Source organism: Acinetobacter larvae, from assembly GCF_001704115.1.
Classification (GTDB): Bacteria; Pseudomonadota; Gammaproteobacteria; order Pseudomonadales; family Moraxellaceae; genus Acinetobacter; species Acinetobacter larvae.
Genome location: NZ_CP016895.1, coordinates 480528 through 503043, shown reverse-complemented (window position 1 = coordinate 503043; position 22516 = coordinate 480528). Strand labels below are relative to the sequence as shown.

16 protein-coding genes are annotated in these 22516 nt (G+C 44.1%); 6 read left to right on the top strand and 10 right to left on the bottom strand.

What is annotated here, in order from left to right; genetic code table 11:
* Window positions 1–120: 120 nt before the first annotated feature.
* The 4 genes from BFG52_RS02275 to BFG52_RS02260 are packed head-to-tail and all read left to right on the top strand — an operon-like array spanning window position 121 to window position 5219.
* Window positions 121–894 carry a LamB/YcsF family protein gene (locus BFG52_RS02275; protein WP_067552072.1) on the top strand — a complete coding sequence of 258 codons (774 nt, stop codon included), beginning with the start codon at window positions 121–123 and terminating at the stop codon, window positions 892–894.
* A gap of 1 nt (window position 895) precedes the next feature.
* The gene (locus BFG52_RS02270; protein ID WP_067552069.1) at window positions 896–1711 is read left to right on the top strand and encodes a putative hydro-lyase; all 816 of its coding nucleotides are present in this window, start codon (window positions 896–898) and stop codon (window positions 1709–1711) included.
* Window positions 1712–1746: 35 nt separating this feature from the next.
* Window positions 1747–3417 (top strand): 5-oxoprolinase subunit B/C family protein, encoded by a 1671-nt coding sequence (locus BFG52_RS02265; RefSeq protein WP_067552066.1) that lies wholly within the window; start codon window positions 1747–1749, stop codon window positions 3415–3417.
* A 44-nt stretch (window positions 3418–3461) separates the two neighbouring features.
* Window positions 3462–5219 carry an acetyl/propionyl/methylcrotonyl-CoA carboxylase subunit alpha gene (locus tag BFG52_RS02260; RefSeq protein ID WP_067559017.1) on the top strand — a complete coding sequence of 586 codons (1758 nt, stop codon included), beginning with the start codon at window positions 3462–3464 and terminating at the stop codon, window positions 5217–5219.
* Window positions 5220–5328: 109 nt separating this feature from the next.
* Here BFG52_RS02260 and BFG52_RS02255 read toward each other — a convergent pair whose 3' ends face one another.
* A complete protein-coding gene (locus tag BFG52_RS02255) occupies window positions 5329–6750 on the bottom strand; it encodes an FAD-dependent oxidoreductase (protein ID WP_067552063.1) in 1422 nt (473 codons plus the stop codon).
* A gap of 88 nt (window positions 6751–6838) precedes the next feature.
* Window positions 6839–11314 (bottom strand): glutamate synthase large subunit, encoded by a 4476-nt coding sequence (gltB, locus tag BFG52_RS02250; RefSeq protein ID WP_171257339.1) that lies wholly within the window; start codon window positions 11312–11314, stop codon window positions 6839–6841.
* A 655-nt stretch (window positions 11315–11969) separates the two neighbouring features.
* On the opposite strand from gltB, the gene BFG52_RS02245 reads away from it, so the two are divergent.
* Together BFG52_RS02245 and BFG52_RS02240 are read left to right on the top strand one after the other, a co-directional pair.
* A complete protein-coding gene (locus BFG52_RS02245) occupies window positions 11970–14018 on the top strand; it encodes a M3 family metallopeptidase (protein WP_067552059.1) in 2049 nt (682 codons plus the stop codon).
* A 90-nt stretch (window positions 14019–14108) separates the two neighbouring features.
* Complete coding sequence (locus BFG52_RS02240; RefSeq protein WP_407639239.1) at window positions 14109–14324, top strand: YheV family putative zinc ribbon protein; 216 nt, start codon at window positions 14109–14111, stop codon at window positions 14322–14324.
* Window positions 14325–14421: 97 nt separating this feature from the next.
* Here the strand turns inward: BFG52_RS02240 and rrtA are convergent, their stop codons facing one another.
* The 8 genes from rrtA to rplQ all read right to left on the bottom strand — a co-directional run bounded on the left by rrtA (window position 14422) and on the right by rplQ (window position 22512).
* Complete coding sequence (gene rrtA, locus BFG52_RS02235) at window positions 14422–15009, bottom strand: rhombosortase (RefSeq protein WP_067552055.1); 588 nt, start codon at window positions 15007–15009, stop codon at window positions 14422–14424.
* 532 nt (window positions 15010–15541) lie between these two features.
* Complete coding sequence (locus BFG52_RS02230) at window positions 15542–15955, bottom strand: hypothetical protein (protein WP_067552053.1); 414 nt, start codon at window positions 15953–15955, stop codon at window positions 15542–15544.
* Complete coding sequence (locus BFG52_RS02225; protein ID WP_067552051.1) at window positions 15927–16199, bottom strand: FAD assembly factor SdhE; 273 nt, start codon at window positions 16197–16199, stop codon at window positions 15927–15929. The genes BFG52_RS02230 and BFG52_RS02225 overlap by 29 nt, the downstream gene beginning before the upstream one ends.
* A 136-nt stretch (window positions 16200–16335) precedes the next feature.
* On the bottom strand, window positions 16336–18801 hold the full coding sequence (locus BFG52_RS02220) for a TonB-dependent siderophore receptor (protein ID WP_169817557.1): 2466 nt from the start codon (window positions 18799–18801) through the stop codon (window positions 16336–16338).
* 62 nt (window positions 18802–18863) lie between these two features.
* Window positions 18864–19847, bottom strand: a complete 984-nt coding sequence (locus BFG52_RS02215; RefSeq protein WP_081408593.1) for a FecR family protein — start codon at window positions 19845–19847, stop codon at window positions 18864–18866.
* A gap of 30 nt (window positions 19848–19877) precedes the next feature.
* Window positions 19878–20363: a sigma-70 family RNA polymerase sigma factor gene (locus BFG52_RS02210; protein ID WP_228703796.1), complete on the bottom strand. Its 486-nt coding sequence runs from the start codon at window positions 20361–20363 to the stop codon at window positions 19878–19880.
* Between the two features lie 126 nt (window positions 20364–20489).
* On the bottom strand, window positions 20490–21941 hold the full coding sequence (locus tag BFG52_RS02205; protein WP_067552046.1) for a flavin-containing monooxygenase: 1452 nt from the start codon (window positions 21939–21941) through the stop codon (window positions 20490–20492).
* Between the two features lie 193 nt (window positions 21942–22134).
* Window positions 22135–22512 carry a 50S ribosomal protein L17 gene (gene rplQ / locus BFG52_RS02200; protein ID WP_067552042.1) on the bottom strand — a complete coding sequence of 126 codons (378 nt, stop codon included), beginning with the start codon at window positions 22510–22512 and terminating at the stop codon, window positions 22135–22137.
* Window positions 22513–22516 lie beyond the last annotated feature (4 nt).

Genomic DNA, 22516 nt, shown 5'->3' with positions numbered 1-22516 from the left:
TGGTTCCAAGCTTTAATTGTTCATTGCATAGCAATGCAAACCAAATCATTTTAAAGCTCGATCTGTACTGTTGTGTGTTGTGACCACAACAGTACAAGACACAGCAAAAGGAGTAATGCCATGTTTATCGACTTAAATAGCGATCTCGGTGAAAGCTATGGTTCATGGAAGATGGGCAATGACGAACACATTTTACCGATTGTCAGCAGTGCCAATATTGCTTGTGGTTTTCATGCTGGTGACCCTCTGGGTATCTTCAATACGGTCAAAAAAGCCGTCGCCTTAAATGTCAGTATTGGTGCCCATGTCGCCTATCCAGATTTAGTTGGCTTTGGTCGCCGCAATATGGACCTCTCAGCAGCAGAGCTGACGGCTGATGTACTTTATCAAATCGCCGCGCTCGATGGGCTTGCCAAAGTTGCTGGGAGCAAAGTGCGCTATGTCAAACCACATGGTGCGCTCTATAACACCATTGCGCATGACCCCAAACAGGCAGCTGCCGTTATTGACGCCATTCAAAGCTATGATCAATCATTGATCTTAGTGGCTTTGGCTGGATCCCCTCTTATCCAGCAAGCACGACAAGCGGGCTTAAGTGTAGTGGCTGAAGCCTTTGCCGATCGTGCCTATCATGCCGATGGTCGCTTAGTCTCACGCCGTCTAGAAGGCGCAGTTTTACATGATGCAGAGGTCGTTGCCAAACGTGTCGTCAGTATGCTGCAAGAAGGCGGTGTACCCTCGATTGAAGGGACATTTACGCCTATTTTAGCCGACAGCATTTGCCTACATGGCGATACTGCTGGTGCGCTACAGATGGCGAATGCCATCAAAAGTGAACTTCTTCAACATCACATTAACATTCGTGCTTTTGCCCAAGCTACAGAGGTCAACTAACATGCATAATCAACAACAACGCATCATCGCAAGTGCCGCACAACGTGAGGCTGCACAGGCTGCACGTTTAAAGATTCGTGCTGGTTTTGATCGTTCAACGGCTGGGTTAGCCGCAGGAATGACCCAAGTCAACATGATCTCTGTCGCCAAAGACTGGGCCTATGATTTCTTACTTTATGCACAGCGCAATCCGCAGAGCTGCCCGATTTTAGATGTACTAGAACAACAGCATTATCACAGTATTTTAGCGGCAGATGCCGACATCCGAACCGACTTTCCACGCTACCGCGTGTGGCAACATGGCGAAATGGTTGATGAAATTACAGATGCAACAGCAATCTACACGGCACATCCTGAGTTGGTCACCTTTTTGATTGGTTGCAGTTTTTCGTTTGAGACCGCCTTACAAGACGCAGGGATTCCGATTCGACATATCGAAGACCAACACAATGTGCCAATGTATTTAAGCAATATTGCCTGCCGCCCTGCGGGTCGCATCTCTGGCAATATGGTGGTGTCTATGCGCCCAATTGCCGCAGAACGGATCAGTGAAGCAGTACAAATTACAGCCAAAATGCCCAGTGTACATGGTGCGCCGATACATATTGGGCACCCTGAGAGCTTGGGAATCACAGCAATTGACCGCCCAGATTTTGGCGATGCATCACGTATTGCAGCCGATGAAATCCCGGTTTTCTGGGCCTGTGGTGTGACACCGCAAGCAGCCATTATGCAATCTAAAATTCCATTTGCGATTAGCCATGCACCCGGGCATATGTTGATTACCGATATTCCTGATCGTGCATGGATGAACTAGTCCAATCTCTATAAAAAACTCAAAGGAATGAACATATGCGTTTTTTATCGGTGAATATAGACAGTTTTTTAATTGAGCTGCCCAGCCCTGAAGAGACCTTAGCACTCTACCGAACGCTATCCAGTCATAAGACTCTGGCAATTCAAGAACTGGTGCCTGCTGCACGCACGATCTTAGTGATCTTTGATGACTTAAGAACTAATACAAAAACTTTAGTGCAACAGATTCAACAACTGCAATGGGATCGTGCTGATCAGCAACACGCGCAAGAATGTGTTATTCCAATCTGTTATGACGGTGAAGACTTGGCACAAGTTGCTGAATTACAAGGACTAAGCATTGCAGAGTTAATAAGTCGACACCAACACAGTCTGTGGCAGGTTGCTTTTATAGGCTTTGCGCCAGGCTTTGCTTATCTGAGTAGCCCCGATCGACCTTTTAGTGATATTCCACGTTTAGCCACGCCACGCAAAAAAATCCCAGCAGGTGCGTTAGGTTTAGCAGGGCAATATTCGGGGATCTACCCCAAAGACAGCCCAGGTGGCTGGCAACTCATTGGTTCTACCACAACCGCAATGTGGGATTTATCACGTTCTAAACCGGCATTACTCACACCTGGCATGTCGGTCATCTTTGAAGATGTCAGCCATGCACCAAGTCGTGTAGCAGTTAGCACAACGTTAAGCAGTACAACGCTTAGTCCATCTTTAAACAGTGAAACTGAGACGCTAAAAAATACTGACATCGCCACAGCCACACACACGCAAACGCAAGTAACTCAGCATAACGCGTCTCTCGCAATGCTAAGCATTACAGCAGCAGCGCTACAGATGCTAGTGCAAGACGAGGGTCGTTTTAAGCAAGCACATCAAGGTGTTAGTCATGCTGGTGCGATGGACCGATTTGCCATGCACAGTGCCAATCGCATGGTGGGTAACCCACCTCAAAGTGCGGTAGTAGAAATCCTCAATGGCGGCTTTAAAGCGAACATCCATCATGCCACCGTTATTGCCGTAACGGGTGCTCAATCCGACATCAAGGTTTATTTTTCCGATGGTCGTAGCGCACAATTTAGCAGCTACCAAAGTATTGCGCTGGATGCAGGCGATGCGTTTTTGATTCAAAACCCACATGCAGGTCTACGCCATTATCTGGCAATTCGTGGCGGGATTGCTGTGCCTGCGGTTTTAGGTAGCTGTTCCTACGACAGTCTGGCAGCCCTTGGTCCTGCCCCCTTACAACTGGGCGACACTTTATATTCTGCACAGCTCAACTGCCAGCCTATTAGTCCTTATGAAGCAGCAATGCCGCAATTACCCAAAGTGGGTGATGTGGTTGAGTTAGACCTGGTGCTTGGACCAAGACCAGACTGGTTTAGCCCTGAGAGCATCAAGCTATTATTCCAGCAACATTGGCAAGTCAGTCACGACAGTAATCGTGTCGGGCTCAGACTACTGGGTGAGCAAGCATTACAACGCAAAATCACCCATGAACTCGATAGCGAAGGCACTTGTATTGGTGCACTACAAATTCCACCCAATGGTCAACCAGTATTATTTATGCATGACCACCCACTCACGGGAGGTTATCCCGTCATTGGCGCAGTCGCCAAACATCATTGGAATTTAGTGGCCCAAATCCCCGCTGGCTGTCAGATCAAATTTAACTTATTCAGCGACATTACAGCTTTTGAGAATGCATTATGAATACTGAACAACAAACACATCATCACTCATTGCCAAAAAACCAGATGACTGCAAACAACAATGCAGAGAAACTGCTCATCGCCAATCGGGGTGAAATTGCCGTCCGTATCATTCACGCCTGTCGCGATATGGGCATTCCCTCTGTTGCGATTTACGCCGATGATGATATCGACAGCTTACACGTTGAGCTTGCCGATGAGGCTTGGGGGCTGGGCGGTGTTACTGCACGTGATAGTTATTTAAATATTGCCGCTATCTTAGAAATTGCACGCAAGTCTAAGGCAACCATGATCCATCCAGGTTATGGTTTCTTATCTGAAAGAGCGGAGTTTGCACAAGCAGTGCTTGATGCGGGCTTAAAATGGGTCGGACCATCACCGCAAGCCATTGAACAGCTCGGTGATAAAATCGCAGCACGTAAACTGGCAGCTTTGGTGGGTGCGCCACTGGTACACGGCACCCAAGAGCCCTTACAACATGCTGATGAAGCCGTTGCTTTTGCGCAACAATATGGCTTACCCATTGCCATCAAAGCGGCTTTTGGCGGTGGTGGTCGCGGCTTAAAAATTGCTTGGCATTTAGAAGATGTCAAAGAACTTTATGAAGCGGCAGTACGTGAAGCCATTGCCGCCTTTGGTCGTGGTGAATGTTTTGTAGAACAATACCTTGACCAACCACGCCATCTGGAAGCACAAGTCATTGCTGACCAACATGGCAATATTGTGGTCTTGGGTACACGAGATTGTTCTTTACAGCGCCGTAATCAAAAACTGGTTGAAGAAGCACCTGCGCCTTTTATTTCCAAACAAATTGAACAGCAGATTTTAAGCTCAGCGCATAATATCTGCCAAGCCGCACATTATGTCGGTGCTGGCACTGTCGAGTATTTATTAAGTCGTGATGGCAAGTTATCCTTTTTAGAAGTCAATACCCGTCTACAGGTCGAACACCCTGTCACCGAAGCCACCAGCAACATTGATTTAGTCGTCGAACAAATACGTATTGCCTTGGGCGCAAAGCTCTCGATAGACAGTACGCCCATCGCACAAGGACATGCCATCGAATTTCGCATCAATGCTGAAGATCCGGCACGTGGTTTTATTCCCGCATTTGGTGTGCTCAGCCGCTTTGAAGCACCATTTGGGATAGGCGTGCGCGTCGATCAAGGGGTCCGTACTGGCTCACGAGTCTCGCAACACTTTGATTCCCTCATGGCAAAACTTATTGTGACGGGTCCAACACGCGACATTGCCATTGCCCGTGCCAAACGTGCACTGAAACAATTTCAGATTGAGGGTGTTGCATCGGTGTTAGATTTTCATCGTGCTGTGCTTGAAGAAAAAGACTTTTGTGAGGACTTTAAAGTTCATACCCGCTGGATCGAAAATGACTTCCAGCATAATCTGACCAGTAGCACACGCAGCATTCCAGCAGCTCAACAAGCTCTACTACTCAGTTATATTGAAATCGATGGCAAGCTACATCGTCTCGGACTTCCAGCACAACTATTTGCTCAGCAAAGCGCTACAGCGCAGCTCACAGCAAGCCAAGACAATGTAGAACACAGCAATGCAAGCGATATTCTTGCCCCTATGTCGGGTGTCATCAGTGCATGGAAAGTCCAATCAGGTGAACACGTCAGCACTGGGCAAACCATTGCTATTATGGAAGCCATGAAAATGGAAGTACCTGTTGTGGCACAACAAGATGGCAATATCGACATTAAGGTACAACAAGGAGCCACCTGCCAAGCCGATCAAGTGATCGCAAGCTATCATGTCGAGGCGACTGGGTCGATATAAATAAAAAAACGCCTAGGCATATGAGCTTAGGCGTTTAATTTTTCTTAAAAATTTTAATTGGTTAAACATAAAAATTTAAATAATGCTTATATCCGTGGTCTAAATCGATTCAAACCGCCAAATAATCCAGAATTCCTTCAGCCGCTTGGCGGCCTTCCCAGATTGCGGTAACCACCAGATCAGAACCTCGCACCATATCGCCACCCGCAAAGATTTTCGGATTGCTGGTTTGAAATTTATAGGCTTGCTGCTCTGGGGCAATAACCCGTCCAGCACCGTCTATATTGACCTGTACATTGCTAAACCACTCGGCAGGGCTGCATCGAAAACCAAAGGCTAACAACACTGCATCGGCAGGAAGCACTTCTTCTGATCCAGGTACAGGTTCTGGACTGCGGCGCCCACGGCTGTCTGGCTCACCTAGCTGGGTGGTCACCACTTTAACCCCTGTCACTCTGCCATTATCACCGACAATCTCAATCGGCTGACGGTTAAAAAGAAACTGAACGCCTTCTTCTTTGGCATTACCTACTTCGCGACGTGAGCCTGGCATATTGGCTTCATCACGGCGATAGGCACAAGTTACTTCGGCTGCACCTTGGCGAATGGAGGTCCGATTACAGTCCATCGCGGTATCACCACCTCCCAGTACGATCACTTTTTTACCCTCAACGCAGATATATTCGCTCGGATCTTGTTCCCAGCCCTGACAACGGTTGACATTGGCAATCAGAAAATCGAGTGCATCGTAAACGCCAGCAAGATCTTCACCGGCAAAACCGCCCTTCATATAGGTATAGGTCCCCATTCCCATAAAGACCGCATCATACTCAGCCAGCAATTGTTCGATACTGACATCGACGCCAATGTCTGTATTGAGACGAAACTCAACCCCCATACCCGTGAAAATTTCACGACGGCGTTTCATTACGTCTTTTTCCATTTTAAATTCTGGAATACCAAAGGTTAGCAGCCCGCCAATTTCTGGGCGTTTATCAAAGACCACGGCTTTCACACCATTACGCACCAAAATATCGGCACAACCTAATCCAGCAGGTCCTGCACCAATGATGGCAACTTTTTTGTCCGTCCATTGTACCTGTGACATATCGGGACGCCAGCCCAAAGCAAAGGCAGTATCGTTAATATATTTCTCGGCATTACCAATGGTTACGGCACCAAAACCATCATTGAGCGTACAAGCCCCTTCACATAAACGATCTTGTGGGCAAACACGACCACAGACTTCCGGTAGGGTATTGGTTTGATGGCAGAGTTCTGCTGCTTGAAAAATGCGACCTTCGCTAATGAGTTTTAACCAGTTGGGAATATAGTTGTGTACCGGGCACTTCCATTCACAATAGGGATTACCACAGCCCAGACAACGGTGCGTCTGATCACTGACGACTTCATTACTAAATGGCTGATAAATTTCCACAAACGCGGTAGTGCGTTGTTGCAGATCTATTTTGTCTGGATCTTGGCGCATCACATCCAAGAACTGGAAATCGTTGTTAAGGCGTTCTGCCATGTTGCTCTCCGTGGGTCAGTGTGGAAAAGCTCTCACTTATCCACACCTGCCTAAAATCTGATCTATCTATTGACGCAATAACCGTATTTTATTGTGGGTCTGCTTGTGTCGTTTTCAGTAAAGTTTGTAAATTGGCAGCCTTGGGTGTGACCAACCAGAACTTACGGCTATAAAAGTCAAATTCATTACGAATTTTATAAGCCCACGCACTACCCGTTTCAGCAATATGCTCATCTAAGATGCGGCGTAAGAATGCTTGGTAATCTTCCATCGACTCGGTAGAAATACGATTCAGCTCAATCAACTCATGGTTATAGTGGTCAACAAAGTCATTCTCTAAATCGAGAACATACGCAAAACCACCCGTCATACCGGCACCAAAGTTATGCCCCACTTTGCCCAAGACTGTAACCACACCACTGGTCATATATTCACAACAATGGTCACCGGCACCTTCAATCACCGCGAAAGCACCGGAGTTACGTACTGCAAAGCGTTCCCCTGCGGTACCTGCGGCAAACAATTTCCCACCGGTAGCGCCGTACAGGCAGGTATTACCAATAATTGCAGTATGTTGGCTTTGAAATGGCGAGCCTTGCGGCGGGAAAATGGCAATACGACCACCAGCCATGCCTTTGCCCACATAGTCATTGGCATCCCCCTCTAGACGGATATGTAAGCCGCCAGCATTCCACACCCCAAGAGACTGACCAGCTGTGCCAATCAAGTTCATCACCACAGGATGTTCTTCCATGCCTAAGTTGCCATAACGACGGGCGATTTCACCTGAAATACGTGCGCCAATGGAACGGTCACAGTTGCCCACTTTAAAGCTAAATTCTCCAGTCTGACCTGCTTCAATTGTGGCAAGCATTTCACTGACCATTTGCTCAGCCAAAATCCCTCGGTCAAACGGCGCATTACCCTGTACTTGGCAATACTGTGCCTTACCCTCAGCCGCCGGATGTGAGCTTAATAAAGCAGACAAATCGAGGTGTTGATGTTTGTCGGTTTCACCGGGCAAAATTTCCAGTAAATCTGTGCGACCAATCAAATCGGCTAAACGTGACACCCCCAGTACAGCCAACCATTCCCGCGTTTCTTCTGCAATAAACTGGAAGAAATTAATCAGCATTTGTGGCTCACCGATGTAGTGTTCGGCACGCAAATGATCTTGCTGTGTTGCCACACCTGTTGCACAGTTATTGAGGTGACAAATACGAAGATATTTACAACCCAAAGCAATCATCGGTGTTGAGCCAAAACCAAAGCTTTCGGCACCTAAAATGGCAGCTTTCACCACATCTAAACCGGTTTTTAAACCGCCATCAGTTTGTACTCGCACCTTGCCACGTAAGTCATTGACACGTAATGCTTGATGCGCCTCAGCCAAACCAAGCTCCCAAGGAGAACCGGCATGGTGAATCGATGACAAAGGTGAAGCCGCCGTTCCACCGTCATAGCCTGAGATGGTAATAAAATCGGCATAGGCTTTGGCCACTCCTGCCGCGATGGTGCCTACACCTGGCTCAGATACCAGTTTGACTGACACCATTGCCTGCGGATTGACTTGTTTTAAATCAAAAATCAACTGTGATAAATCTTCGATCGAGTAAATATCATGATGCGGAGGCGGTGAAATAAGCGTTACCCCCGGCACGGAATAACGTAACCGCGCAATCAGGCTATTGACCTTACCGCCTGGTAATTGCCCACCTTCACCCGGTTTAGCACCTTGCGCCACCTTGATCTGTAAAACTTCAGCCGACGTCAAATACGCAGGTGTGACGCCAAAACGACCAGAGGCAATTTGTTTGATTTTAGAGTTACGAATGGTGCCATAACGGGCAGGGTCTTCACCGCCCTCACCAGAGTTGGAACGCCCACCAATGCTATTCATCGCAATGGCAATCGCCTCATGCGCCTCAGGTGACAAGGCACCTAATGACATTCCTGCGGAGTCAAAGCGCGGCAAGATGTCGGCAATGGATTCAACCTGATCAAGCGCAATCGATTGGTCAGTTTTGAGTTTAAATAAATCACGAATGGTTGCTACAGGGCGTTGATTGACCAATTCCGCATAAGCTTTAAAATCGGCATAGTCTCCTGAGCGCACAGCTTTATGCAGTGCATTGATCACATCAGGGTTAAACGCGTGATATTCCTTACCAAAAACAAATTTCAGCATGCCACCTTGGTCAATCGGTTTACGACTTTGCCATGCCAATTGCGCCAATTTTTTCTGGTCATTTTCTAAATCATCGAAGGTCGCGCCTTGGATACGACTCGGCACACCGACAAAGCACAGATCAACCACGGCTTTGGATAAACCAACCGCTTCAAACAGTTGCCCACCACGATAGGAAGCAACTGTTGAAATACCCATTTTAGATAAGACTTTGAGTAGCCCTTTTTCAATCCCCTTACGGAAATTGGCTTGGGCATGGATTGGATCACCCAGTAACTCAGCTTTGGCGACCAAATCATTGATCACATCATAGGCTAAATAAGGATAGATCGCAGTCGCACCAAAACCCAATAAGACGGCAAACTGGTGTGCATCACGTGCCAAAGCAGTTTCAACAATTAAGTTGGCATCTGTGCGTAGCCCTTGTGCAATCAAATGATGATGTACCGCACCCGTAACCATATGGGCATTGGCGGGTAAATAGCCCGGACGAATTTTTTTATCACTGAGCAAGAGTAAAGTTTTACCGGCACGAATCTCTGTTGCGGCTTGCGCACAAATACGTTGAATTGCTGCGGCTAAACCCTCAGATTCAGGATAATTTAAATCGATATCCGCTATCTCATAGCCTGCACGCCCCAGTGTGCGTATTTGCTGCATTTTTGAGTTCGACAATACTGGGCTAGAGATAATCAAACGCTCGGCATGTTCAGGTCCTTGTTCAAAGACATTTTGCTCACGTCCCATACAGGTTTCCAAGGACATCACAATCGACTCCCGCAATGGGTCAATTGGAGGATTGGTCACTTGAGCAAACTGTTGTCGAAAGTAGTCTGATACATGGCGAACTTGACGAGACAATACCGCCATTGGAGTATCATCCCCCATGGATCCAACAGCTTCTTGACCGCTTTCGGCAATTGGGCGTAATAACTGATCACGTTCCTCAAAACTGACCATAAACATTTTTTGTGCTGCTTTAAGCTGTTCGCCCTTGAGCCCTTGTTCACTTAGATATTCTTCTAACTCGGGACTACCTTGAATCCGAATCGCATTGTCACGTAACCATTGTCTATAAGGGCGCATTTTACTTAAATGACGATTGACCTCGGCGGTATCGAGCATTTTTCCAGTCTGGGTATCAATCACCAAAATTTGCCCTGGTCCAACGCGACCTTTAGACAAGACATCTTCTGGGCTATATCCCCATACGCCAATTTCTGAGGCCAGTGTGATATAGCCATTTTTGGTGATCACCCAACGTGCCGGACGTAAACCATTGCGATCCAACATACAAATGGCATGACGACCATCTTGAATCACCAAGCCTGCTGGACCGTCCCAAGCTTCCATATGTTTGGAGTTGAACTCATAAAATGCGCGTAAGTCGGCATCGAGTGTTTCTACATTCTGCCAAGCCGGTGGAACCAGCATTCGTAAAGCACGAAATAAGTCCATGCCACCACTGGCTAAAATTTCAAGCATATTGTCTAAGCTAGAAGAGTCAGACCCCGTACGGTTAATGATCGGATTGAACTCGGTTAGACCCGGCAATAATGGATTGGCAAATTTAGGACGACGTGCCATCGCCCAATTTCGGTTGGCGGTAATGGTATTGATTTCCCCATTATGTGCCAAATAACGAAAAGGCTGAGCCAAAGGCCAACGTGGCAAAGTATTGGTTGAAAACCGTTGGTGAAATACCACAATATGAGATGCCAAACGCTCATCGGCTAGATCGGTATAAAAATCAGCAATCGCTGCAGGCATCATCAAGCCTTTATAACTGATCACGGTAGAGCACAAGGTGGTCACATAAAATAATGGGTCTGCACTTAATTGTTGTTCAGCACGGCGTCGAGCCAAGAACAATTTACGGTTAAATTCAACTTCAGTCAGCCCCATCGGACAATTAACAATAATCTGTTCAAAGACTGGCAAAGACTGCAAAGCAATTTCACCCAGTACACTTTGATTGGTTGGTACCACACGCCATGCCAAGACACGCAGACCTTCGGCTTCAATCTCTTTGTTTAAAATAGACTTGGCTTGCTCTGCCATATGTGGGTCGGTATTTAAAAATACGGTTCCCACCGCAAAAATTTCACTCAGGGTAATATCGCTTAAACGCCGTGCTTCATCACGAAAGAATTGCTTCGGCATGGCCAACAATAAGCCACAACCGTCACCTGTCTTGCCATCTGCTGCAATACCACCACGGTGCGTCATACAACTTAAACTATGAATTGCAGTTTGCACCAAGTCATGACTGGCGGCACCTTGCATATGTGCAATAAGGCCGAAACCACAGTTGTCTTTGAACTCATCCGGTTGGTATAAACCTTGCGCGGGAGCTACAGTATTAGGCGATGGCATGTGCATAGCGTACCCTTCTTAAACAGTAAGATATAAACGATAAAGTCTGAGAACGAGCTCGTTATAAACTGTTGATAGCGATGGGCAATGACCAATATGCTGACAATGTGGGCGGTTCACCACAGCCCCTCCAACACTACGATTGCGCACCGTTATAAAGCAAACAGCTCATGACTGAGTCCGTGCCAAGTCGCTCAATTTGCGCCAAAATAGGGATTATTTTCACGACCAGCACTTGATTAAAGCAAAAAATGTGCCAATTTATATCGATTCAAAAATCATTAAAGTTGTCGTACATTTTTTGTTTTTCAAAGCGATCTGCTATCGAGAATTTCTAGGATTCGCACTGGATTTGTGCATTTTTTATCATGTGGATGGCGGGCTTGCGCTATTTTAGTTCAGGATAGTTGATCAAAGCTTGAACAAGCATAACTTGCCTCCAAGATAACATGCACCTTGGTTTGATACACAGGCAATCGATTAAATTTTGTGTCAGCCTGTAAAATAATCAGCCGGCAGGACTGCTAAGCAATGGTCAAATCGCTACTTGGTCTATGGTTTTAAGCGCTAGTAACCGATGATGGCAGTGAATAAATTCCGCGATAATGCTTGATTTCTACCGTAAACGACCTTACATCTAGCTATAATATTTGCAATGATATGGCACACTACAATGACGACAGCAACTTTACCAGTTCCCCGTTTTGATCAAATTCAACTCAGCACCTTAAAACAACAAATCGAAGAGACCATCCAAGAAGGACAAAATTTTTTAACGACATTCGATCAAGTCCCGACGGAAAGTGCAGCTCAACTTGCCGTGGTGGCGCGTCTAGACCAACTCGAAAATCAGATGAACGAAGCTTGGGGGATCTTATCTCATCTCAATGCAGTGATGAATAACCCAGCAACACGTGAGCTGTATCAGTCGCTCTTACCGGCACTGAGTGAGTACTATACTGCGCTTGGTCAACACCACACACTCTATCAAACCTACCAACAACTGCATGATGCACCAATATTTACCCGTTTAAGTCCCGCCCAACAAAGTGCCATTAAACTTGCCTTGCGAGATTTCAAACTTTCTGGTGTTGCTTTAGAAGGTGAAGCAAAACAACGTTATGCTGAAATTTCTGCACGCCTCTCTCAGCTCAGTTCAGACTTCTCCAATCATGTATTAGATGCCACACAGGCTTTTTACTTGCCGCTCACAGCACAGCAGCTCCAAGGTCTACCCGACAGTAGCATTGCGCTACTCAAACAATATGGTCAACAACGCGAGCTAGATCAAGCGGTCGCAACACTGGATATTCCTTCTTATTTAGCCATCTTGACCTATGCTGAAGACCGTGCCTTACGCGAACAGCTCTATAAAGCCTATACCACACGTGCTTCAGATCAATCTGATCAGCCTGAATATGACAACAGCGGCATTATGCACGAAATTCTGACACTCCGTCAGGAAATGGCGGTGCTCTTAGGCTTTCAAAATTTTGCTGAATATTCACTGGCCAGCAAAATGGCGCCTGATGTTGCCACGGTAGAAAAGTTTTTATTTGACTTGGCTGAACATGCACGTCAACCTGCAGCCCAAGAAATCGCTGCACTAAAAGCCATTGCCAGTGCTGATGGTATTGAGGATTTACAAGCCTGGGACAGCGCTTACTATGCTGAAAAACTTAAACAACAGCAATTTAATCTGTCTCAAGAATCCTTAAAACCTTATTTCCCGGCACCCAAAGTGATCGAAGGGCTATTTCAAGTTGCACATCGCCTATATGGCATTGATATTGCGCAGCGTGAAGCTCCCGTTTGGCATACTGATGCCAAGTATTATGAAATTTCAGAACAAGGCAACGTACTGGGTGGGTTTTATCTTGATCTTTATGCCCGTAATGGCAAGCGCGGTGGCGCATGGATGAGTGGGTTTAGATCACGTATGCAAACACCAGATGCTTTGCAAAAACCCATTTGCTATATCGTTGCCAACTTTACCCCACCCGTTGCAGGGCAAGCAGCACTGCTCACACATGATGAAGTCATTACCTTATTCCATGAATTTGGTCATGGTCTACATCACCTACTCACTGAAGTCGACCAGATTGCTGTGGCAGGAACACATGGTGTGGCGTGGGATGCCGTAGAACTTCCAAGCCAGTTTATGGAGTTTTGGGCATGGGACAGCCAAAGTCTCAATGCACTAAGTGAGCATATCGAAAGCGGAGATAGCCTACCCCAAGATTTATTGGATGCGCTGTTGGCTGCACGTTTCTTCCAATCGGGAATGCAAACTTTAAGACAACTCGAATTCGCCCTATTTGATTTAGCGATTCATCAACACAACCCAGCACTGGATAGCACCGCAATTCAGAGTACACTACAAAACATTCGTCAAAAAATAGCCGTTTTAACAGCACCTCACTATAACCGCTTTGCCCATAGCTTTAGCCATATTTTTGCAGGCGGTTATGCTGCTGGCTATTATTCCTATAAATGGGCTGAATTACTTGCCAGTGATGCTTTCGATCGTTTTGAGCAAGAAGGCATTTTCAATACCCAAACTGGCGCAGATTTCCGTCGCAGCATTCTTGCAGTCGGTGGTAAAGACAGTGCTTTAGATGCGTTTGTAAACTTCCGTGGTCGCCAACCACAAATCGATGCATTATTGCGTCACCAAGGTTGGACTACAACCGGAGCGGCTTAAGCCGTTGACCATAGCGCTTGTCACAAAGTGCTATGGTCTTTAAACTGAGAACATTATTTTTTTCCAAAACAGGCAAAATTGATTATGGGGATTAAACGTCGTTTTATTGCAGGTGCGAAATGCCCCAAATGCCAAGCAATGGACCGTGTCGTCATGCTCAGTGACAGTTTACATGATGCGGAATGGATCGAGTGCATTGAATGTGGCTATTCTGAAAACCGTCCCACCCACGTAGAACCGAGCACACCAGAACCTGCCGATGATATTGGGGTTATTCAGTTTAAACCTCGTCCAGCCAAACACTAAGCGCTAAGCCCTAACCACTTGAGCGCTGCAACGGATCAGCGCTTAAATAAAATAACTTTTGGTATCAATAGCTTGCTTCTAAAACCGCTCTGAGTAACTATTCAAGAGCATGATGCCGTTGATATTGACGATAACCCAACCAAAGTGCCGTGCAAATAACACCCCACCACGCACCAAGCAGATGCGCTTCAATTAATACCGGACTACCTATCATGGTGGCAATCTGATCATGTGCAGCAAAAATATTTTCCCAAAACAATTTAAGCCCGACCACAGCCAGCAATAACAAGGCAAAGCGACGTTCCGATGCAATGGTTAAGGCATCTAATGCAGCTGCAATATACAAACCATGCAAAACCCCAGATAGTCCAGCATAGACTTCAACCTCAGGAAAATAATAGTAAAAACTAATACTCACCAAGGGCGGCAACACCAGCAGTAAAGCCGCTAAAACACTTAGTCTCAAGCGTGGAAAGATAAAGGGCAAACAGATAAAAGCAAAGATATTGAGAAAATAATGTATCCAATTCACATGCACCCAATGTGCAGACCACCAACGCCACGGCTCACTCCAAAAAGCCCAACGCCAGTACACGCTTTCCGCTTGCAACAGTTGTAAGAGCGCAGAAATAACCATACAACATGCTACGAAAAGCAATCTTTTCATCAAGATATGATTGACCATACGACTTGACTCCTTTGTGATGCTCAATTGCAATGAGCGACTCAGGCTAAGGATGAAAAGTGTTCTAACAAAAGAGTAATGGTTAACAATATGTTGCGCTCTGTGCTGTTTGCACGCTATACGCAACAAAAAATGAAGGTCTGAAAAGAGATTATGACTGAAATTGAGATAAAAAAAAGTAGCATTGCGACGGTTCAGCACATGCTACTTATCAAACGGCAAATCCCCAGTCGGGATTTATATTGGCGTTAAACTCTACTAATGTCACGCCCCCATTTGCGCAGTTACCTGTGCTGAACGACCATCCGTGATCTTAGTTGGAGATTAACTAAATTGCTATCTAGAAAATCTTCGTTAAAAACAATGTAGCATATGTTTGTGTTTTCAGCGGCATGATTGTCTAACAATTTGATAAATTGGCATTTTCTTGAATATATGTCTGACAATTTTTAATGAATGTTAAAATATTAATATTAAACTATTGATTTTAAACTATTTATTACAAACAAAGTATTTTAGCGCTGTCTAACAATTATCTGAGGTTTGCGCACACTTTTAAATTTTTCCACTGTTGGTAACTCACTTGATCATACCAAATGATTAATGGTGCGAGCTTAGCTTCCTGAAAATACAACACTATATAGGCTTGATGATCCAGCCATTTCAAAATATGGACCTGTCGAGGCTGTGACACAGCTTGATACTGTAGAACCCACAAGTTGTCATCCAGAGCCTGTAAAGCAATTACTTTATTTGATTTATTAAATTGCCAATATATAAGTAACAATGCCACACAGCACAAGAGCATCAACATGCCATCTAACAAGTAATAAAATAGCCCAGCCAAGCATGCCATCATGCCCCAAACAACAATGACAGCAACTCGACTAGGCTTTAGCTGATAGGGTCCAGCGTAGTTATTGGACACGATCTGATGCGTGGACATAATGCTTAAGCTTATTGATCAAGTCTTTGAGCGCAGGTTTTGGCGGTTGACTCACCTCCATAAACCAATCCAATAAATCTGGGTCTTCTTGTTCAACCAATTCAGCAAACAGGGCTTTTTCGACCGCATCTGCTTTTAAGTAATATTGACGAACATAAGGATCAAAATACACATCAATTTCTTTAAGACCGCGACGAGCACGATAAATAACTTTACGTTCTTCTAAACTTAAATCGTCTGACATGATGTATCCTCACTCTAAAATAGCACTTAGTTTAACTGATTCAGCCAGAAAAAGGAGCGCTTCTAGACCGCTAACAGCATGATCGGCATCTCATCCTTTCGAGTCCGCCATCATCGTTTAGCTCTACCTCTGCACTTTAAAATTTATAGCGAACCGTAAAGACCGCATTACGTGGATCACCATAACTGCCCATAGGGAACCAGCCCATATCTGAAGCAATGCCTCGATAGTATTCTTTATCAAAGACATTATTAATATTTAACTGTAGATCAAGGTTTTGATTCCACTGATAAGCCACCATCAAGTCTAATAAAGCATAGGCTTTTTGCTCCACGCGATAATCAGTTGCTGCCCCCATATTGGTGACATTATTGAAAATTGTATCCTGCCAATACAGCGTACCACCTACGCGCCAATTATTATTTTCAGTTGGTAAAATATAAGAGCTGGTCAGTTTAAAAACTTTTTTCGGTGCATTACTTTCAAATATCTGTCCAACTTTTGCAGGGTCTTTATCTTTTTTATACCGTGCTTTGACATAACTATAGCCCGCGCCCAATTGCCAAGCAGAGCTCAAAGCACCTTGCAACTCTAAATCAAAACCATCACTGCGTACCAGACCCGATGCTTCGGCACATGAGTTATTTAAATCTTCTGGGCAAGCACTCTGATCGGCTAAAGTTTTCGCACGATTCTCTTGATTGATTCGAAATAATGCTGCACTGGCATTTAAAGCGCCATCAAAGTATTCACCCTTAATACCCAGTTCATAGTTATTGCCGGTGATGGGTTTGATGATCTTACGATTTATATCTTTGTTATTTTGTGGCTGAAAAATCGTCGTATAACTCGCATATACCGCATGATTGGGATTGAGATCATAAATGATGCCGGCATAACTGGTCAGTTCATCCGAGACTTTATAACCGCTGCTGCCGGCAAAATCTTTATATTCATACCAGTCTATGCGTCCACCTAAAATCAGTTTTAAAGAATCTGCTAAATTCAGACGAGTCATGGCATTAAAACCATGTTGTGCAATTTCAGTCGTTCTAGAACCGCTATATTGAAAATCCGGTTTAGCAATTTTATCAAGATTCAATGGATCAAGATGGTCACCATAAAAACCACCGCCCGAATAATTATGGAGCTTGCTACGGGTACTGCGTTGACTTAGACCAAAACCAGCTTCATGGCTACGCCCAAATAACTGATAAGGTCCATTTAAAAACACATCAACGCCTGTGTTATTAATATCATATTTGCCTTGATAAGCCGAATAAGCAAAACCCCGTGCCGGCGTATAATTTAAATACGTACCAGAAAATATACCGTCATTCCATGATTTCATGACCGCTGCGCGCAATTTCCAGTCATTATCAAAACGATATTCTAAGTCTGTAAATAATGTGGTTAATCGTGTGGTTTTATCTTCCCAATCATTCGCAGGATTGGTTGAGCGAGGAACTTTGATGTGTTGTCCATCTGCTCCAAGTGGAATACCACCCCAGAAACTATTGTTATAATCTTTTTGATAAGAAATCCCTGTCAATAAAGTTGCTTGTGGGCTTAAATCTATTTCAAGTGCGCCATAAAGTAGACCATGCTCTGCTTCTTCACCCTCTCTAAACGTATCTTGGTCTTGATAAGAGCCAACTACACGACCACGGACACTACCGCTGCTATTGAGCTTAGATGAGGCATCGATTTCACCGCGATAGTTATTCCAACGTCCAACACTGCCGGTTAAACTCACTTTCGGCTCAGCTGTTGGTCGTTTACGTACCACATTAATCGCCGCAGAGGGATTACCTGTTCCGGTAATTAAACCTGTTGCACCACGCACCACCTCAACCCGATCCAACATCGCCATATTGGTACTGACACCGACAGCAATCGGATCATATTGTGAAGGTAGACCATCATACATAATATTATCGATATCAAAGCCACGTGCACGAAATACTGTTCGTGATGGCCCATTACTGCTATCAACAATTAATCCAGGCGCACTTTGCACCATATCATTAATGCTGGTCATGTTCTGATCATCAATACGCTGTTTGGTAATCACTGTCGTCGATTGCGGTGTTTCTTTCATGGATAAATTTAACCGCGTTGCCGTATTCATTTGCGATGTGGTATAGCTATTTTTACCTTCTGTAATACCCGAACGTGTTGCAACCAAACTAATCACCGGCAGTGCTTGCGTGTCCTCATCAGCATGATTTTGTAGCAGCGTTGTGGTATTTGGCGTTACAGTATTTTTATTTTTCTCTTGTAAGCGATAACCATGAGCGGTCTGTTTCACTTCAAAATTAGTATGCTGTAATAGTGCAGCAAACCCTTGTTCTAGCTCATATTTTCCTTTTAGACCTGCACTACGATGACCACTTAAAGCTTGGCTATCCAATACAATATTCACACCGGTCTGTAGTGCGTATTGATTTAAAACCTGAGCCAAGCTTCCTGCCGGTATATTGACCGCAATAGCCTCAGCAAAACTCAGACTCGGCAATAGTGCCAAAGAAACCGTCGCCAGATGAACTGCAAATACCAATGGTTTTAATTTTTTTGGAAATGCAACACGATGTGCCATCATATTTTCCTTCATTTTCAGATTGTCTACTTACTTAGACGCACCAGAATGCTGAAACGGAAAATTTAATTGTTATTTTTTGCTTTAATCCATGTCAGCAACGAACCAACAGGATAAATCTGCAAAGAAAGCTGTTCTTGTAATAACGCCAAAGCCGTATCGGTTTGATCAAGTGGCAGTACGGCCGTGACTTTGTACTGACTTAAGCGCTGACGATTATAGAGATACTTACTATTTTGGTATTTCTCCAACATGGTTAAAACTTGATCTAATGGCATATCGTTCACCACCAATTTTTTTTGTTGCCATGCTTGTGCAACCTGCTTTTGATCAATATTTTGCACACTGACCTGTCCATCATGGATACGCGCGCGCTGCCCAGTATTGAGTTGGAAGCTTTTAAATTGTTGACTGGCAGAATAAATTTTAGTCTTAGATTCCAGCATGTTGACTTCAAGCTGTTGGGCATCGCGACGGATTACAAATTGTGTGCCTAGCGCTTCAATCTGCACATCCCCAACCGACACAATAAACGGTCGCTGATGATCTTTGGCAACATCAACCCAAATATCACCTTCTAAAAGTTGAATTTTTCTCTTTTGATTTGAATAATCAATATTATAAGCAGTCTTCCCAGCCAATAAAATCTGACTATGATCGCTCAATATTTGCTGTTGCCATTGCTTAGCAGCATTCAACTGATCGGCCCGCCAACGTTGTATCGGCAACTGATAAATCAAACCCGCAGCAACAATAAATAATAAGAGTGATTTAGCAGCAGTTTTGCTCAACGATTTTTTCTTTACGATATGCTTGCGAATTAGTGGGTGCTGACTTTTAATTTGTTGCTGTTTTAAGACATCTAAACCTTGAATAAACTGTGCCATTTTATCAAAAGCTTGCTGATGCTGAGGGCTTTGCATTTTCCATTGTTGCAATTGTTGTAGCTGCTCAATATCTAGATCGTCATGACTTAATCGCAGTAACCAATCGGCAGCCTCATTCAGCAGTTGATCTTGATCTTCTGGATTCTGATGCAGTTCAGACAATGAGATATTCCTTTGCGCACGATGGCGAATTCAATGTAGTACTTTATAGCAGTGTGTTAATGCATAAACCAAATCATGGTGAATGGTTTTACTACTGACCCCTAAACGTGCTGCGATTTCTTTTAAACTTAAGTCATCGATATAATGCCATAAAAAAGCCATTTTCATACGATAGGACAAATCTTCTAAGGCATAAGCAAGCCGATCTAAACTGTCTATTGCCATCACAACTTGCTCAGGACTAATCTCATAACTCAGCGCTGCTTGCGTTAAATAATCTAAATAAGCCTGTTCAATTTTAGCGCGCCGCGCACGATCAATCAAAATACGTTTTGCGGTTGTGGTCAGAAAAGCTTTGGGTTGTTGAATCTGAAACAGTTCCTGACTACGAATAATTCTTAAAAATGTATCGTGTAAAACATCTTCAGCCGTGTCTACCGAACCTAATTTTTGATATAGCCAACCATATAACCACCCCTTATGGTTTTTATAAAGTTCCGCGACATAATGAGCCATTATCTGTTCTTGACCAGCTGCCATAAGTCTTTGCCAGTAGCAATGAAATTTGGTTAATTTACCAATAATAGTAATTATTATCAATTAAAACACAGCAACAGCCGCCCAAAACAAATGACCTAAAGCTTATGATTGAAACTTTAAAATATCATCCTCAAAACTAGCATTCTTCAATACTTTACGATCTAACAAATAGTTATGGGTATTTTTCCAAGGTGCAGCTTTTCCTTGTTTCGGCATATGCGCAAACGCACGCTGAATATAACCCGCACTTAAATCACCCATAACCGTGAGGTCAGTTTTATCTGAATCTTGATGGCCTGCTACCACTTGGCGAAAATGATGCTGCTGCATATAGTTGAGTAAACGACAAACATAATCTGCAGCGATGTCTACTTTTAGGGTCCAAGATGCATTGATATATCCCATCATCATGGCAAAATTCGGCAACTGACTGACCAATACACCTTGATACAACAGTTGATCTGCTGGATTTACTGCTTGTCCATCTATACTTATCTTAATTCCACCCAAGACTTCTATATTTAAGCCTGTAGCCGAAACAATAATATCTGCATTCAGCAAAGTGCCAGACTGAAGTAAGATGCCATCTTCGGTAAAGCGTTCAATATGATCGGTCACAATACTCGCTTGTTGACGATTTAATACTTCAAATAAATCTCCATCTGGAATAACACATAAACGTTGATCCCAAGGATTATAGTTAGGCTTAAAATGTTTTAAGTTCTCTTTATCTTTGAGTTGTTTTTTAATGCGCTGTAATAAAATCGCGCGTACCAATCTTGGATATTTTTGAGATAAATAATAAACAGCACGCTGCACTGCAATATTACGAACTCGAGTCAATTGATAAGCATGTTGAGCGGGCAAATATTGTCGTAATTTCTGGTATATAAAATCTATTCCTGCAACAGATACCACATAGGTTGGTGAACGCTGCAACATGGTTACATGAGCGGCTCCACCTGCCACCAAGGCCGGTAGTAACGTCATAGCGGTAGCACCGCTGCCAATCACCACAATGTTCTTATTGCTATAATCAAGCTCTTTTGGCCAATGTTGTGGGTGAATAATAGTACCCTGAAAAGTATTTTGATGGGGAAAACGAGGTAAATAGCCCTGTTGATAGTGATAATATCCGGTACAACTGACAATAAAATTGGCATGCCATAATTGAGCTTGACCAGTTGAATCTAATAATTCCACACACCATTTTTGCTGCTGACGATCAAAATTGGCACGTTCTACCTGATGGTTAAAATGGATTTTATTTTCTAGCCCAAACTCATCCACGACTTCCTGTAAATAATGACGTATTGAAGCACCATTGGCTAAAAAGCTATCGCGTTCCCATGGCTTAAATTGATAACCAAAGGTCGTCATGTCTGAATCGGAGCGAATACCCGGATAACGAAATAAATCCCACGTTCCACCAATATTATTACGACGTTCTAGAATGGCAAATTGTTGCTTAGAGCATTTTTTTAACAAATGTACAGCCATACCAATTCCAGATATACCCGCACCAATAATCAATACATCTACAAACTTATCCATGTTGCTTGCCCTGTCATTCTTCATCCTACAATGCAAGTTATTAAAACACATTACTGACAATATCACTTGTCAATATTTGTTTAATTTCAGCTAGATTGAAGTGTGCAGTAGGGCGAAATAAAATCTTTATTTAAAAATGATGGGCAATAAAAAGGCCAGCTTTAACACTGGCCTTCGCAAATAATGTTAAACATTATTCAGCTGAAGCATTCACTTCACGATCTACTAGCTCAACATAAGCCATCGGTGCAGCATCACCTGCACGGAAACCAGCTTTAAGAACACGTAGATAACCGCCATTACGTTCTTTGTAACGAGGGCCTAAAACGGTAAATAATTTACCAACAGTTGCAGCGGAACGAGTACGAGCAAACGCTAAACGACGGTTTGCTACAGTATCGTTTTTCGCAAGCGTGATTAAAGGCTCAGCAACGCGACGTAATTCTTTTGCTTTAGGCACAGTTGTTTTGATCAACTCATGCTCAATTAAAGAATTCGTCAAGTTTTGGAACATCGCTTTACGATGGCTGCTGGTACGGCCTAATTTCACACCACTATTACGATGACGCATGGTG

Coding starts and splice junctions, on each gene's coding strand:
- BFG52_RS02275 (WP_067552072.1), top strand. CDS start 121: ATGTTTATCGACTTAAATAGCGATCTCGGTGAAAGCTATGGTTCATGG.
- BFG52_RS02270 (WP_067552069.1), top strand. CDS start 896: ATGCATAATCAACAACAACGCATCATCGCAAGTGCCGCACAACGTGAG.
- BFG52_RS02265 (WP_067552066.1), top strand. CDS start 1,747: ATGCGTTTTTTATCGGTGAATATAGACAGTTTTTTAATTGAGCTGCCC.
- BFG52_RS02260 (WP_067559017.1), top strand. CDS start 3,462: ATGACTGCAAACAACAATGCAGAGAAACTGCTCATCGCCAATCGGGGT.
- BFG52_RS02255 (WP_067552063.1), bottom strand. CDS start 6,750: ATGGCAGAACGCCTTAACAACGATTTCCAGTTCTTGGATGTGATGCGC.
- gltB (WP_171257339.1), bottom strand. CDS start 11,314: ATGCCATCGCCTAATACTGTAGCTCCCGCGCAAGGTTTATACCAACCG.
- BFG52_RS02245 (WP_067552059.1), top strand. CDS start 11,970: ATGATATGGCACACTACAATGACGACAGCAACTTTACCAGTTCCCCGT.
- rrtA (WP_067552055.1), bottom strand. CDS start 15,009: ATGGTCAATCATATCTTGATGAAAAGATTGCTTTTCGTAGCATGTTGT.
- BFG52_RS02230 (WP_067552053.1), bottom strand. CDS start 15,955: ATGTCCACGCATCAGATCGTGTCCAATAACTACGCTGGACCCTATCAG.
- BFG52_RS02225 (WP_067552051.1), bottom strand. CDS start 16,199: ATGTCAGACGATTTAAGTTTAGAAGAACGTAAAGTTATTTATCGTGCT.
- BFG52_RS02220 (WP_169817557.1), bottom strand. CDS start 18,801: ATGATGGCACATCGTGTTGCATTTCCAAAAAAATTAAAACCATTGGTA.
- BFG52_RS02210 (WP_228703796.1), bottom strand. CDS start 20,363: ATGGCTCATTATGTCGCGGAACTTTATAAAAACCATAAGGGGTGGTTA.
- BFG52_RS02205 (WP_067552046.1), bottom strand. CDS start 21,941: ATGGATAAGTTTGTAGATGTATTGATTATTGGTGCGGGTATATCTGGA.
- rplQ (WP_067552042.1), bottom strand. CDS start 22,512: ATGCGTCATCGTAATAGTGGTGTGAAATTAGGCCGTACCAGCAGCCAT.